The sequence below is a fragment of the Leifsonia stereocauli genome (assembly GCF_038432415.1).
GTDB lineage: Bacteria > Actinomycetota > Actinomycetes > Actinomycetales > Microbacteriaceae > Orlajensenia > Orlajensenia stereocauli.
The window spans coordinates 404,139-418,554 of sequence record NZ_JBCAUN010000002.1 but is presented as its reverse complement, the minus strand read 5'-3'; the positions used below and the strand labels follow the sequence as shown (position 1 = coordinate 418,554).

The 14,416-nt window shown below is 68.2% G+C and carries 13 protein-coding genes; 6 read left to right on the top strand and 7 right to left on the bottom strand.

The genetic code is table 11. The features are described 5' to 3' along the window. Positions 1-123 precede the first annotated feature (123 nt). The gene (locus tag AADV74_RS10875; RefSeq protein WP_342113921.1) at positions 124-1,092 is read left to right on the top strand and encodes a LysR family transcriptional regulator; all 969 of its coding nucleotides are present in this window, start codon (positions 124-126) and stop codon (positions 1,090-1,092) included. Between the two features lie 164 nt (positions 1,093-1,256). Here the strand turns inward: AADV74_RS10875 and AADV74_RS10870 are convergent, their stop codons facing one another. Then, the gene (locus AADV74_RS10870; RefSeq protein ID WP_342113920.1) at positions 1,257-3,977 is read right to left on the bottom strand and encodes an OmpL47-type beta-barrel domain-containing protein; all 2,721 of its coding nucleotides are present in this window, start codon (positions 3,975-3,977) and stop codon (positions 1,257-1,259) included. Between the two features lie 215 nt (positions 3,978-4,192). Here AADV74_RS10870 and AADV74_RS10865 point away from each other — a divergent pair, with 215 nt between their 5' ends. Next, positions 4,193-5,770, top strand: coding sequence for a phytoene desaturase family protein (locus AADV74_RS10865; RefSeq protein ID WP_342113918.1), 1,578 nt, complete (start codon positions 4,193-4,195; stop codon positions 5,768-5,770). 11 nt (positions 5,771-5,781) lie between these two features. On the opposite strand, the gene AADV74_RS10860 is transcribed toward AADV74_RS10865, so the two are convergent. Further along, positions 5,782-6,156, bottom strand: coding sequence for a DoxX family protein (locus AADV74_RS10860; protein WP_342113916.1), 375 nt, complete (start codon positions 6,154-6,156; stop codon positions 5,782-5,784). Positions 6,157-6,307: 151 nt separating this feature from the next. On the opposite strand from AADV74_RS10860, the gene AADV74_RS10855 reads away from it, so the two are divergent. Both AADV74_RS10855 and AADV74_RS10850 read left to right on the top strand, forming a co-directional pair. After that, the gene (locus AADV74_RS10855) at positions 6,308-6,706 is read left to right on the top strand and encodes a winged helix-turn-helix transcriptional regulator (RefSeq protein ID WP_342113914.1); all 399 of its coding nucleotides are present in this window, start codon (positions 6,308-6,310) and stop codon (positions 6,704-6,706) included. After that, positions 6,693-7,493: an alpha/beta hydrolase gene (locus AADV74_RS10850; protein WP_342113912.1), complete on the top strand. Its 801-nt coding sequence runs from the start codon at positions 6,693-6,695 to the stop codon at positions 7,491-7,493. The genes AADV74_RS10855 and AADV74_RS10850 overlap by 14 nt, the downstream gene beginning before the upstream one ends. A gap of 115 nt (positions 7,494-7,608) precedes the next feature. Here the strand turns inward: AADV74_RS10850 and AADV74_RS10845 are convergent, their stop codons facing one another. Then, positions 7,609-7,992, bottom strand: coding sequence for a hypothetical protein (locus AADV74_RS10845; protein WP_342113910.1), 384 nt, complete (start codon positions 7,990-7,992; stop codon positions 7,609-7,611). A 145-nt stretch (positions 7,993-8,137) separates the two neighbouring features. Here AADV74_RS10845 and AADV74_RS10840 point away from each other — a divergent pair, with 145 nt between their 5' ends. Next, a complete protein-coding gene (locus AADV74_RS10840; protein ID WP_342113908.1) occupies positions 8,138-8,638 on the top strand; it encodes an SRPBCC domain-containing protein in 501 nt (166 codons plus the stop codon). Positions 8,639-8,681: 43 nt separating this feature from the next. Next, positions 8,682-9,779, top strand: a complete 1,098-nt coding sequence (locus AADV74_RS10835) for an AI-2E family transporter (protein ID WP_342113907.1) — start codon at positions 8,682-8,684, stop codon at positions 9,777-9,779. 45 nt (positions 9,780-9,824) lie between these two features. Here the strand turns inward: AADV74_RS10835 and AADV74_RS10830 are convergent, their stop codons facing one another. From AADV74_RS10830 to AADV74_RS10815, 4 genes are all read right to left on the bottom strand, one after another. After that, on the bottom strand, positions 9,825-10,394 hold the full coding sequence (locus AADV74_RS10830; RefSeq protein WP_342113905.1) for an acyl-CoA thioesterase: 570 nt from the start codon (positions 10,392-10,394) through the stop codon (positions 9,825-9,827). Between the two features lie 115 nt (positions 10,395-10,509). Further along, the gene (locus AADV74_RS10825) at positions 10,510-11,631 is read right to left on the bottom strand and encodes a bifunctional 2-methylcitrate synthase/citrate synthase (protein WP_342113902.1); all 1,122 of its coding nucleotides are present in this window, start codon (positions 11,629-11,631) and stop codon (positions 10,510-10,512) included. A gap of 203 nt (positions 11,632-11,834) precedes the next feature. Continuing rightward, positions 11,835-12,734 (bottom strand): methylisocitrate lyase, encoded by a 900-nt coding sequence (gene prpB / locus AADV74_RS10820; protein ID WP_342113900.1) that lies wholly within the window; start codon positions 12,732-12,734, stop codon positions 11,835-11,837. 96 nt (positions 12,735-12,830) lie between these two features. Continuing rightward, entirely contained in the window at positions 12,831-14,369 is a 1,539-nt protein-coding gene (locus AADV74_RS10815; protein ID WP_342113898.1) for an MmgE/PrpD family protein, read from the bottom strand. Between the last annotated feature and the right edge of the window lie 47 nt (positions 14,370-14,416).

The window sequence follows — 14,416 nt, the reverse complement described above, 5'->3', positions numbered from 1 at the left end:
TCTCGCGGGAGCACCCACCGGGAGAGGCTCTCTCAGCACAGTGTCAGGCATCCGTTTCGTCGGGTAAAGCGAAGCTTTCCCACCAGTATCCGTTAGTTTGGCTGATGAATTGGGAGGTGACGGATGCTGGACGTCAGACGCCTGCGCCTGCTGCGGGAGGTGAAGCTGCGCGGAACCCTCGCCGCCGTGGCCGAAGCGCTGGCCTACTCGCCGTCGTCGGTGTCGCAGCAGTTGTCTCTCCTCGAGGCCGAAGCGGGGGTGCCGCTGCTCGAGAAGTCCGGCCGCCGGGTCATCCTCACCCCACAGGCCGAGCTCCTCGTGGCGCGCGCCGAGGAGGTTCTCGACATCCTCGAACGAGCAGAGGACGAGGTGGCGTCGTCGCTCACCGAGGTGCGCGGAACCGTGCGGCTGGCCGTGTTCCAGTCGGCGGCGCACGCTCTGCTGCCCGCCGCGCTCACGATCCTGCGCGAGGAGTACCCTGAGCTGCGCATTGAGGTGACCGAGCGCGAGCCCGAGGCCGGGTTGTTCGAGGTCTCGGCGCGCGACTTCGACCTCGTGATCGCCGAGCAGTACCCCGGCCACACCCGCGCGCACCGGCGCGACCTCGATCGCGTCGTGCTGGGCGGTGATGCGATCAGGCTGGGGGTCGCCGCCGCACCTTCCCCCGACGGCGTCGAGATGACGCGAATGGTTCCGACCGACGATGACGAGGGACCATTCGCGTCACTTCGACGGCTCTCCGAAGGGCGACCGTGGGTGATGGAGCCCGTCGGCACGGCATCGCGGGAGTGGGCCATGCAGCTCTGCCGCGCGGCCGGCTTCGAGCCCGACGTGCGCTTCGAGACAGCGGACCTGATGGCGCACATCAGGCTGATCCACTCGGGCAATGCCGTGGGCCTGCTGCCCGACCTCGTGTGGGCCGGCGAGGCGCCGACTGTGCACATGGTGGACCTGCCGGGCGACCCCCACCGCACGATCTTCACCGCCGCGCGGCGCTCGAGCGCCGACCGCCAGGCCGTCGCGGTCTGCCGCGAGGCGCTGGCGCAGGCCGTGGAACTGGTCGCGGGGCCGTCGCGGTCCCCCGCTCGCTGAGGACCGAGCGAAGCGACCGTCCGAAGCGCATTCACGACGACCCGCACCCACCGACGCGCTTCGACCGCGGACTCCGTCCGGGCCTCAGCGAGCGGGAGGCAGCGGCGCAGCACCGCCCACCGGACCCGAACGCCGGTGGGCGGTGCCGTGCGCGAGCCGCAGTCCTAGCGACGTCCGCAGTTCAGCGCCGCGTAGCCCGGCGTGTACGTCGAGTACGAGCCCACGCCATTCACGTAGGTGTACCCGGCGACGGTCGCGGTTCCCTTGGGCACCGACTTCGCACCGGTCGGGAACAGCTTGTACACGGCCTTGCCGAAGCCCACACCGGTGAACTTCGCGTCGGCCCACTTCGTGGTCAGACGGATGTCGGCCTTCGCCTTGCCGATGTTCAGTGCGTAGACCGCCACCGACACCTTGCCGTTGATGCACAGCGAGGCTGCGGCGACGGCGAGCGGTACCTTGCCGGCGACCTTGGCCGGAACCGACAGCGAACCGTCGGTCGACCTGTTGCCTGCGGCATCCGTCGCCCGATACCCGAAGGTCGTGGCGGCATCGCCCACGGCCACGGGAGCCGTGTAGGCCTGCCAGGCTCCGCTGCCGAGGCGGTACTCGATGCCCGAGACGCCCGACCCGGCGCCGTCGGCTGCGGTGACGGATGCCTTCCGCGACGTCGCGTCGAACGCGACGGTCGCGACCGGAGCCACCCCGTCGACCTTGCCGCTCCACCCGGCCACGGCCGAGACGTTGCCCGAGCCATCAGTCGCCCGCGCCTGCACTGAATGGGTGCCGTCGGCGAGGGCGATCGGTCCGGTGACGGCGGTCCAGCCGGCCCCGTCGACGTTCGCCTCGAGGGTGAGCGGCGTGAAGTCGTCGCTTCCCGTCACAGTGAGCGACACTCCACTGCGGTACCAGCCGTTCGACCCGTCAGGTGTTGCCGGCGCAGCGGCGATCGCCACGGTCGGAGCCTGTGTGTCAGCGGGTGGGTAGGACAGCAGGCCGGGTGAGGCGAAGCTGCCGACGGCAGGGAGCCCGGCGTCGTTGATGATGTGGTTGATGCCGCCCGATCCGTTGAGGAACACGCTCACCATGTTGGTGAACTGCACCCCGGCCGACTTCGGCGCCTGGATTCCACTCTCGACGCGGATGTCGACGTTCTGGTTGAAGAACGAGTAGATGCCGAGTCCGGATGCCGAGTGCGATGTCACTCCCGGTGCCACCTGGTACGAGGCGTAGCCGAGGCGGTCGCCGTCTGACCAGGCGGCCTGGCTCGGCGGGTCGTACGGGAGCTCACTCTGGTAGAAGAGCGTGGTTCCGCCGTTGCCGTTCCACACGGTCTGGGCCTTCTGGTAGTGCTCCACGAACAGGCCGAGGGCAGTGACGTCGTCGCCGTTCACGACGACTCCGTGGTCACCGGTGTTCGAGTCCCAGGCCACGCCATCGCCGTGATCCGCGCGCCAGGCCCAGATGTGGTCGAGCAGCACGTCGTCGCTGTTCACCTCGATGCTCGTCGTCGCCCGACCCACGTGGGCGCCGCCGACGCGCACGAACACGTCGCTGAGCGTGGTGGGGTCTGCGGCATCGCTGGCTGAGGCATCCGTCGGGCCGACCTTGACGAGCACCGGGGAGTTGACCTCCCCGGCGTCGACCGTGAGGCCGGCGACCTTCACACCGGTGACGTCGGCGATGTCGATCGCCGCGTTGCCGTTCGTGGGCACGAGGGTGGCGAGGCCCAGGCCGAGCACGACGGTGTCTGCACGGGTCACCGAGATCGCCTCGCTGAGGTTGTACACACCGGGGGTCACGAGGAGGTTCTTGCCCGCAGCGAGCGCAGCGTTGATCTGCGCTGCCGTGTCGCCGGTCTTGGCGATGAAGAAGTCGGCGATCGAGATCGCGTCGCCGGATGCCGCATCCGTCGACCAGTCGACTCCCGAGCTGTTCGTCTTGGCCTTCGGCACGAACACCTTGTACTCGTCGCCGTCGAGGTAGAGGAACGGCGACTCGCGGGTGACGGGCGTCTCGGCGACCGTCGTGTACAGCGGAGTCGCCGCATCGCCCGATCCGGCCGGGGTCCCGGCGTGAGCGCCCTCGACACCGACGGAGGTGACGTTCCAGACGCCGCCCTCCCAGGTGCCGACGCTGCTGTCGCGGGTGAACCACTGCTGCTGGGACCCGTTGACCACGGTTCCCGACACCGCGGAGTTGGCCATGTAGCCACCGCTCGCGTACTCGCCGACCCGGCCGAACAACGTGAGGGATCCCTCGATGTTCATTCGGCGCAGCGGAGCGGCCTGCGAGACCGCCCACCTCATCTGGTGCGGATCGGTCACCCCGCTCGGGAAGGGCCTGTCGGCATCGATGCCGAGCGGGCGCTGGATGGGGTTGATGCTCATGTTCGAGAGCGACCGCCAGAAGCGGGTGAGGGATCCGGGCGACTGGCAGTCCCAGGGGTTCGGCTCGCAGGCCCGCACGGGCTCGACGTGGAGGGCGCCGTTGATGTGCACGTCCTCCGGAGACGCACCCAGCCCCGAGATCGACGTGTAGTAGCCCACCTCGGCGTTGACGATGCCCGTGGCCGTGGCCGGGTCGTTCTCCCCCGCGGCACTGCCGTAGGTGCCCGGCTTGAAGAATGCCGCATGCCGGTTGGTACTGAACTCGGCCTCGTTCGCGAACGACGCCAGGGTCGCGTTGATCTCGTCGACGGGCGTGCTCGGGTCGAAGATCGTGACGTTCGGCCCGAAGTCGGGGTTGGTGGGATCGGCATGGGCAGGCGTCGCGACGACGGCACCGCTGGCGACGAGCGCGAACACGCTCACGCCGAGACCGAGGGCACGCAGCGGGCGTCGCTGCGATGGCGCTCCCTGCGGGGCAGGGGATGGGACTCTCACGGGGACGTTCTCCTTTGAACTGGGCCCATGCGCCGAACGACTCTGGCGACTGCGCTGTGCCGGATCTCGTGGAACGTCATCCCCACCCGAATGGGGGATGACGAGGTCAATGTAGCAGAAACACTTACTGACCGGTAAGTAATTCTTCGCTGACCGGCGTGGGGTGGAGGAGGTGGTCGCGACCACCCCACCGACCGGTCGCATAGGGTCGACCCATGAGCACCGCTGACGCCGCCCACGACATCGTCATCATCGGGGGCGGCCACAACGGCCTCGTCGCCGCCGCGTACCTCGCGCAGGCCGGGCGCAGCGTGCTCGTTCTCGAACGCGACGACCACGTGGGCGGCGCCGCCATCTCGGCGCAGGCCTTCGCCGGCGTCGATGCGCGCCTCTCGCGCTACTCCTATCTGGTGAGCCTCCTGCCTGCGCGCATCATCGAGGAGCTCGGCCTCGAGATCGGCCTGGTGCGCCGACGCTTCTCGTCGTACACGCCCGACCCGCGGCATCCGGAACGGGGACTTCTCGTCGACAACGCTGATGCCGCCGCCACCCGGGCGTCGTTCGAGGCCATCGACGCCGAGGCCGATGCCGACGCGTGGGACGCGTTCTACGCCGACACCGCCGCGGTGGCTCGGGCTCTCTTCCCGACTGTGCTCGAGCCGCTGCCGACCCGTTCCGAGGCGCGACGCCTCGTCGACGAGGAAGTGTGGGACCAGATCTTCGAGCTGCCCCTCGACGAGGCGATCAGCGCCAGATTCGGCGACGACCTGGTGCGCGGCGTCGTCGCGACGGACGGCCTCATCGGCACCTTCACTGCGCTCGACGACGCATCGCTCGACGCCAACCGCTGCTTCCTGTACCACGTGATCGGCAACGGGACCGGCGACTGGGACGTGCCGATCGGCGGCATGGGCGCCGTCAGCGGCGAGCTCGAGCGGGCTGCCCGGGCGGCCGGGGCGCGCATCGTGACCGGCGCCGAGGTGACGGCGGTCAGGCCTGATGGCCGCGTCAGGTACTCGCTCGAGGGCGCCGACCACGAGGTGCGCGGCGACAGCCTGCTCGCGAACGTGGCACCGGTGGTACTGCAGCGCCTGCTCGGAGAGTCGACGGCCGAGCTGCCAGCTCCCGAGGGCGCACAGGTGAAGGTCAACCTGCTGCTCAGCCGGCTGCCGCGGCTGCGCGACGCGAGCGTCAGCCCCGAGGCCGCATTCGGCGGCACGTTCCACATCAACGAGCTCTACACACAGCTCGGCGACGCCTTCACGGCCGCCGCCGGCGGCGCCATCCCGCATCCGTTGCCGTGCGAGATCTACTGCCACTCGCTGAGCGACCCGTCGATCCTGTCACCTGAGCTCGCGGCATCCGGAGCCCACACCCTCACGGTCTTCGGGCTGCACGTTCCGCATCGCCTGATCACAGAGGAGAACAACGACGACCTGCGGGCACGGCTGCAGGATGCCGTGCTGGCATCACTGAACTCGGTGCTCGCCGAGCCCATCGAGAACGTGATCATGACGGATGCCGAAGGTCGGCCGTGCATCGAGACCAAGACCACGCTCGACATCGAGCGGGCGGTGAACATGCCCGGCGGCAACATCTTCCACGGGCCGCTGTCGTGGCCGTTCCTCGAGGACGACGACCCGCGAGGCACCGCCGCCGAGCGGTGGGGCGTGGCCACGGCTCACCCGCGCATCCTGCTGTGCGGATCGGGGGCGCGCCGCGGCGGCGCCGTCAGCGGCATCGGCGGGCACAACGCGGCGATGGCGATGCTGGAGGACCTTCACGCTCGCTGAGGAGTCGGGCCTCAGTGACCGAGGAGCACCACCACCCACCCGATGCCCACGACGAGCGAGAGGGCGGCGAGCACCCACACGGGCGCCGTCTGGCGCGCCTCGCCACGGCGCAGGTGCACGAAGAACGCGGCGACCATGGTGACGAACAACGCGAAGGCCGCGACGGGCGTGAGCCAGGGCAGGATGCCGGTGGCCATGGGCAGCACGAGGCCGACGGCGCCGAGCACCTCGAGAATGCCGATGGTCTTCACCTGGCCGTCGCTGAAGTCCTCGACGTAGCCCATGCTGGGCTGGAGGGCGGCGCGGGAACGCACTGTCTTCATGGCGCCGGCGGCGACGAACAGGAGGGCGAGCAGACCGGTGACGATCCAGAGGACGATGATCATGGTGAAACGACTTTCTATGGGAGTAGGGCGGCGATTGCCGCCGCGTTGGTTACAATCGGTAAGTAACGCACTGGCGATGACTTTTATACCCGACGCCGGCCCCGCACTTCTCCGTGCGTCACGCACACCGCTGTAAGAGATGGAGACCACCATGGCCGCATCCCCGGCCTCAGCCGTTCTCGAGGACAAGGGCCCATGCAGCGCCGGCCACGACGGCAGCGACATGATCCGCGACGTCCTCTCCCGAGTCGGCGACAAGTGGAGCCTGCTCATCGTCGGCAGCCTGCAGGACGGCCCGCAGCGGTTCACCGTGCTGCAGCGCAACATCGCCGGCATCTCGCACCGAATGCTGACCCACACCCTGCGCAACCTCGAGCGCGACGGCCTCGTCTCCCGCACGAGCTACCCCGAGATCCCGCCGCGCGTCGAGTACGAGGCCACAGAGCTCGGCCGCACCCTCTTCGAGCCCGTGCTCGGACTCGTCAGCTGGGCGGCAGACCACCACGACGACATCCTCGCGAGCCGGGAGGCCTACGATGACCGCGACTGAGGCTTCGGCATCCGTCACCCCATCCCCCAACGTGCGGGGCGTAGGCGGCACCGGTTTCGCCCACCGCTTGCGCGTCGTCGGCGGCTGGATCGTGGGAGTGCTGCTTCTGATCGTGGTGCTGTTCGCCGTGTACACGCAGATCGTCATGCAGGGCGAGCGCCCGTTCGCCATCGACGCGTGGAGCGACGAGGGCGTGAGCATCACGTCGACGGACCACTCCATCGTGATGACGCCGACGGGTGAGGCGAGCGGCGACGGCTTCGTGTTCATCCCCGGCGCCAAGGTCGACCCCTATGCCTACATGAACAAGCTCTCGGGCATCGCGGCCGCCGGCACGACTGTCGTGATCACGAAGCCCACGCTCAACCTGGCGTTCTTCGACACCCGCCCGCTCTCGAGCTTCACGGCCGACGCCCCCGACGTCTCGACCTGGTACGTCGGAGGACACTCCCTCGGCGGAGTGCGCGCGTGCATGCTCGCCGACGACCCCGACGTGACCGGTGTCATCCTGTTCGGCAGCTACTGCGCCAACGACCTCTCGCAGACGTCGCTGTCCGTGCTGAGCCTCGGTGGCCAGCACGACGGACTCTCCACCCCCGACAAGATCGCGGATGCGGCCCCGATGCTTCCGGCGGATGCCACCTTCGTGCAGATCGACGGCGCCAACCATGCCAGCTTCGGGGACTACGGAGTGCAGCCCGGAGACGGCGAGGCCACGGCAACCTCCGACGAGGTGCGGGCCGAGATCACGGCACAGGTCGACGCGTTCCTGGGGGACGCGCGCTGACAACGCTTGTCCCCGCTCCCCTGAGGGCCGAGCGGAGCGACCGCCCGAAGGCGTCGAACACCCCGCCTGTGCGCTTCGACCGCGGACTTCGTCCGGGCCTCAGCGAGCTTGTGCCCTAGAAGATGAAGAGCTGCCCCAGCACGACTGCGGCGATCACGAGCACTGCCACGATGGCTGCCACGATCGCGAGCGCGCGGCTCGACAGCTTGGCGATGCCGAGTCCGACGAGGAACGGCAGGGCGACGAGCAACAGTGTGACGATCCACCAGAACGCCTGGTAGCCACCCGTCGTCGCATCCGACAGGCGTCCGGCGAAGAGCTGCTGGGTGTTCGGGTGCGTCGCGAAGGCGAGAGTCGCCGAGATCGGCACGGCCACGAAGACCAGCACGATGAGGCCGGCGAGCCAGGCCCAGGCGGAGGAACGGTCGCTCTCGAGGAAGACGCCGCTGCCGGACTGGTGCGAATCGGTCGTGGCCGGGGTCTTGGACTTGCTGCTCATGCCGCCACTCTAGGGCACCGCCCCACGCCGCGTGGGGAGTGCGACCCGTCGCGGCGCGGCACCCGCGCATCCGCCGTCACCACTACCCGCCCGACGGCATCCGGCGTACGCTGAAAACGCAGGCGATGTTGCCACGGAGGTATCCATGTCAGTGCGACCAACAGGGCGTCTCGCCCACAGGCCCGATGGCCTCTACCTACTGATCGACAGGCTGTTCTCAGCGCCGATCGAAGACGTCTGGTACAGCCTCACGAACCCCACCTTCATGCAGAGGTGGATCGGCACCTACACGGGCAATCCGTCGACGGGCGCCGTGCGGTTCCTGATGTCGGCCGAGCCGGACGCCGAGTGGGAGTACACCACCATTCGCGAGTGCGATGCACCGCACCGCTTCCTCGCCGAGGTCGGAACCGGCGAGGACATGTGGCACGTCTTCTGCCACCTGCATGAGGCCGGCGGACTCACCACCCTGACCCTGGGCCAGAGGATGCACGCCTCCTCGGATGCCGCCACGATGGGTCCCGGCTGGGACTACTACCTCGACCGCCTCATCGCGGCGCGGGAGGATCGCCCCCTTCCGCAGTGGGAGCACTACTACCCGGCGCACTCGGAGTACTACCGCGACCTGGTGGTTCCGACGCACTGAGTCGATCGGGCGGCCCGGGACACCACCTCACTATGCTTGCGCCGTGACCAACGTGCAGCAGAGAGCCCGGCGTGAGAAGGCCGTCAAGACCTCCACCAGCCTGATCGCGAACAAGCCGTTCCAGTGGGCGTTCGTCGCCACGCTCGGAGTGCTTCTCGCCCTCGGGCTCGCAGCAGCGGCCTCGGCGGTGTCCAGCGTCATCTTCTCGGTGTTCGCCGCCGTCTTCATCACCCTCGGCCTCGACCCGCTCGTGCGCTGGTTCGAGAAGCGCGGTATGCCTCGCGGTGGCGCGATCGTCACCGTCATCGTCCTCTTCGTGGTCGTGATCGTCGGCCTGCTGTGGCTGGTGCTCCCGTTGGTGATCGGGCAGGCCGTGCAGTTCGTCCAGGATGCGCCCGAGCTGCTCGCCAACCTGCAGTCGCAGCAGTGGTTCCAGGACGCCTCCAACGGCACGGGCGGCGTGCTCAGCACGATCTACGTCTGGATCACCGGCCTCATCGCCGACCCGAAGTTCTGGACGACCGTCGGCGGCGGCGCGCTCGCCTTCGGCGTGGCAGTCGCCAGCGCCGTCTCGAGCGGCATCTTCATCTTCATCCTCACCATCTACTTCACGGCGACCCTCGACTTCTCCAAGAACGCGGTCTACTCGCTCGTCTCCGCCTCGCACCGGGAGCGCGTCGTGGACTACGCGGAGCGCATCATGGGCAACGTCGGCCGCTACCTCTCCGGCATGGTCGTACTCGCCTTCTTCAACGCCACCTTCAGCCTGATCCTGCTGAGCCTCGTCGGTGTGCCGTTCGCGCTGGTCATCTCTGTCGCGGCGTTCTTCATCACGCTGATCCCGCTGATCGGAACCGTGCTCACGACGGCGTTCATGACGGTGTTCTCGCTCTTCACCTCACCTGTCGCGGCCCTCATCGTGCTCGTCGCGATGCTCATCTACATGCAGATCGAGGCTTACATCCTCACGCCGCGGGTCATGAGCAAGGCCGTGCAGGTGCCCGGCTCCATCGTGCTGATCGCAGCCCTCGCGGGTGGCACCCTCGCCGGCCTGCCCGGCGCCCTCGTCGCCATCCCGGTGGCTGCAGGCATCCTGCTGATCATCAAGGAAGTCGTCGTGCCACGCAAGGCCCTGTCCTAGTACAGCCGCCGACGCCGCTGAAGTCGTCGGCGTCGCGCAGGCAGCTCAGGCGTCGGCCCACTCCGACGGCGCCTCGGCGCGCGTGGCGGGCAGCGCGACTCCGGCGCCCCACTCGAGCAGCCGCTCGGGCACGACCACGCTGTCGGGCACGTGGCCGAGCGCTTCGATGAGTTCCTCCACGGGCACGACGCCACCCGTGCGGCGCAGGAAGCGTCCGCGGATGTAGCCCTTCGCATAGACCTCGGGCCTGCCCGCGGCATCCGGTCGCACGAAACGCTGTTCGACGAAGACGGCCTTGTCGTCGAAGCCCAGCACGCGCGACTCGATCGTGAAGCGCTGCCAGAGCGTGAGCGACTTGCGGAAGCTGATGGTCTCGGACACCACGACCGGGTACCAGCCCCTGTCCTGCAGGATCTTCCACGCGCCGGTGCGCTTGAGCATGTCGAAGCGGGCGACGTCCATGATCGACAGGTACACGCCGTTGTTCATGTGCTTGAGGATGTCGAGGTCGGTCGGCAGCGTGATGAAGTTCGTACGCGCCACGTCGTAGTGCCCGAGGCGCTTGCCGAACCGCGACAGCCAGAAGTGCAGGAGCGTGCGGAAGAACATGTGCATGCTGCGACGCTAGCGCCGGCATCCGTCGCCGTCACACCGCCTGTGTGGTGACGACAGTGCGGGGAACGGATGCCGCGGGCGGCGTTGCACGCATCCCACAGCATCCGTCTCCGGGTCAGGCCCCTGGCAGCTCCCGCTGGTCGACGCCGTTGTACACGGCGAGCGGGCGGATCAGCGCGTTCGAGGCGAGCTGCTCCATCACATGGGCGGTCCAGCCGGTGATGCGGCTGGCCACGAAGAGCGGCGTGAAGGTCTCGGTCTCGAAGCCCATCACGTGGTACGTCGGGCCGGCCGGGTAGTCGAGGTTGGGCTTGATGTTCTTCTTCTCGCCCATGCCGGCCTCGAGCTTCTCGTACATCTCGAGCAGGTCGGGGCGGTCGTAGTGCTCGAGCATCTTCACCATCGAGGCTCGCATCGTGGGAACGCGGGAGTCGCCGTTCTTGTAGACGCGGTGGCCGAAGCCCATGATCTTGGCCTTGCGGGCGAGGGCGTCCTCGAGCCAGGCGTCGACGTTGTCTGGAGTGCCGATCTCGCCGAATGTGCGCATGACGGCCTCGTTGGCGCCTCCGTGCAACGGGCCCTTGAGCGCTCCGATGGCCGCGACCACCGAGGAGTAGAGGTCGGAGAGGGTGGACGCGACGACGCGCGCCGTGAACGTCGAGGCGTTGAAGGAGTGCTCGGCGTAGAGCACCATGCTCACCCGGAACGCTGTCACGACATCTTCGGGAGCCTCCTCGCCGAAGGTCATCCAGAGGAAGTTGCGCGAGTAGTCGAGGTCGTCGCGCGGCTCCACGAGCGGGAGTCCCTGGCGGCGACGCTGGTCGTAGGCGACGATGGCCGGCAGCTGCGCGAACAGCAGCTTGGACTTGCGCAGGTTCTGCTCGGGATCGTTGTCCTCGGCATCCGGATCATTCGCCCCGATGACGCTCACGGCGGTGCGGACGACGTCCATCGGATGCGACGTCACGGGCAGGTCGTCGATGGAGCGACGGACGTTCGCCGCGAGGGCACGTTCGCTGCGCTCGGTCTCGACGAAGGCATCGAGCTGCTCGGGCGTCGGCAGCTCGCCGTACCAGAGCAGCCAGGCGACCTCTTCGAAGGAGCGCTGAGCCGCGAGATCCTGCACCGGATAGCCGCGGTAGAGCAACGTGTTGGTGTCTGGGTTCACCCGCGAGATCGCGGTGTAGTCGACGGGTACGCCCGCCAGTCCCTTGTAGATCTCCGGCGCTTCGCTCATGGCGTCCCCTTCGTCGCTGGCATGGTCTCCCAGACTACTTCCCGCGGGCGAGTTGCCTGATATGTGGATGCTGCCACTGACCGGACCGCCCGTCACCCGCACGATTCAGGCCCGATCAGCCTCACGACGGTGTGTCGCACCTCGCAGGCGGCGTGTCGGGTGATCCAGCCTGAATTGCGCGCGGTACTGACGGCGACCGCAGCTCAGCGGGCGACGCGGAAGTTGAAGATGCTGCTGTCGAAGTGGTTGTAGCCCTCGTAGTCGATGAGCTCGTACAGCTCCGAGCGGTGCTGCATGTCGCCGAGCTTGCCGGTGAGGTTGCCGGCATCCGTCAGCTCATCGAGACCGGCCATGGCGGCACCCATGGCGAGGCGCAGCAACGAGACCGGCCAGATGACGATGTTCATGCCCACATCGGCCAGCTGCTGGGTGGTGAACAGCTCGCTCTTGCCGAACTCGGTCATGTTCGCGAGCAGCGGCACGTCGACGGCGGCGCGGATGGCCTCGAACTCCGAGAGGTTCGCCATCGCCTCGGGGAAGATGGCGTCTGCACCGGCGTCGACGAGGGCCTTCGCCCGATCGATCGCCGCCTGCAGGCCATCGACGGCACGGATGTCGGTGCGCGCCATGATGAGGAAGTTCGGGTCTCGACGGGCATCGACTGCGGCACGGATGCGCTGCAGGGCCGCGTGCTCGTCGACGACCTGCTTGCCGTCGAGGTGGCCGCATCTCTTGGGGTTTACCTGGTCCTCGATGTGGAGCCCGGCGACGCCGGCATCCTCCATCTCCTGCACGGTGCGGGCCACGTTCATGGGCTCACCGAATCCCGTGTCTGCGTCGACGATGGCCGGCAGCTCGGTCATTCGGGCGATCTGCTTGGATCGGCCGGCCACCTCGGTGAGCGTGGTGAGGCCGATGTCGGGCAGGCCGAGATCGGCCGAGAGAACCGCACCGGAGATGTAGACGCCCTCGAAGCCCTTCTGCTCGATGAGGCGCGCGCTCAGCGGATTGAAAGCGCCGGGCAGACGAAGGAGCCCGCCTGAGGCGAGTGCAGCACGGAAATCGGCGCGCTTGTCGGCCGGGGTCTTCTGGGCGTAGAGCATGGATTCAGCCTAATCGGGCCGCGCCCGAGACCGTCGAGTTGCCCACTTCCGCTGGTTGCGGGGTGGCTCGACTGGCGGAAGTGGGCGACTCGAGGTCTAGAAGAGACCCTGCGGGCTCTCCACCGACGCCAACACACCCGGAGCAGCCGTGACGGTGAGCCCCACGAGCTCCTCCGGCGTCAGCTCGGGCAGACGCTCGACCAGAGCCAGGAAGCGCTCGATCTCGGCCTCCTCCAGCACGAAGCCGGCGAGCGTGCGGAACTTCTGCACGTACTCGGCCCGACCGAACGGACGTGCGCCCAAAGGGTGCGCATCCGCCACCGCGATCTCATCGGTGATCGTGTTGCCATCGGCGAGCACGATCTCGACGCGACCGCCGAATGCCTTCTCGTTCATGTCGAGCGAGTGGTAGCGACGCGTCCACTCCTCGTCCTCGACAGTGGTGATCTTGTTCCAGAGCGCCACCGTGTCCGGGCGGTTGGCCCGCGCCGGCGAGTAGGAGTCGACGTGGTGCCACGAGCCGTCCTGCAGGGCAACGGCGAAGATGTACGGGATGGAGTGATCGAGCGTCTCGCGCGAGGCAGATGGGTCGTACTTCTGCGGGTCGTTCGCGCCAGAGCCGATCACGTAGTGCGTGTGGTGCGAGGTGTGGATGACGATGCGCTCGATGCTCTCGACGTCGTCGAGCAGCAGCGGGTACTCGTTGTGCAGCCTGCGCGCCAGGTCGATCCAGGCCTGCGCCTGGTATTCGGCCGAGTGCTCCTTGGTGTAGCTGTCGAGGATGGCGCGCTTGGCCTCGCCCTCCTCAGGGATCTCGACGGAGTAGCGGGCATCCGTTCCGCCGAGCAGCCAGGCGATCACGCCGTCCTCGCCCTCGTAGATGGGCGACGGGCTGGTCTCGCCGCGCATCGCACGGTCGACGGCCTCGACCGCCATCTTGCCGGCGAACGCCGGGGCGTGCGCCTTCCAGGTGGAGATGGCGCCCTTGCGCGACTGCCGCGTGGCCGTCGTGGTGTGCAGAGCCTGGCCGATGGCCTGGTAGATCGTCTCCTGGTCGAGTCCGAGCAGGGTGCCGATGCCCGCCGCGGCCGACGGACCGAGGTGGGCGACGTGGTCGATCTTGAACTGGTGCAGGCTGATGGCCTTGGCCAGGTCGATCTGCAGCTCGTAGCCCGTGGCGATGCCGCGTACGACGTCGGCACCGGTCAGTCCGCGTGCGGAAGCGAGGTGCTGGGCGACGGCGACGATGGGCGGGATGTTGTCGCCGGGGTGCGAGTACTCGGCTGCAAGGAAGGTGTCGTGGTAGTCGAGCTCGCGCACGGCGACCCCGTTGGCCCAGGCTGCCCACTCGGGCGAGGTGCGGCGGCCGGCGTCGACCCCGAACACCGTGGATCCCTGGCCTCCGACGGAGACCGGATGCGTCAGGGCCTGGCTCCGCGCACTGGTCACGGGTGCGCGGGTGAGCGAGGCCACGGCCACGGCTGCGTTGTCGATCACACGGTTGATCACCATCTCGGTGACGTCGTCTGTCACGGGGACGGAATCGACGGCGACTCCGGCCAACTGCCAGGCGAGTTGACCGTCGGTGGTCAGGTTCTCGTCGCTACGGTGCACGCGGAGTTCATGGGTCTTCACGCTCCCACGGTATCCGACAAGCCGTCAGGGGCATATCCGGGAGCGGT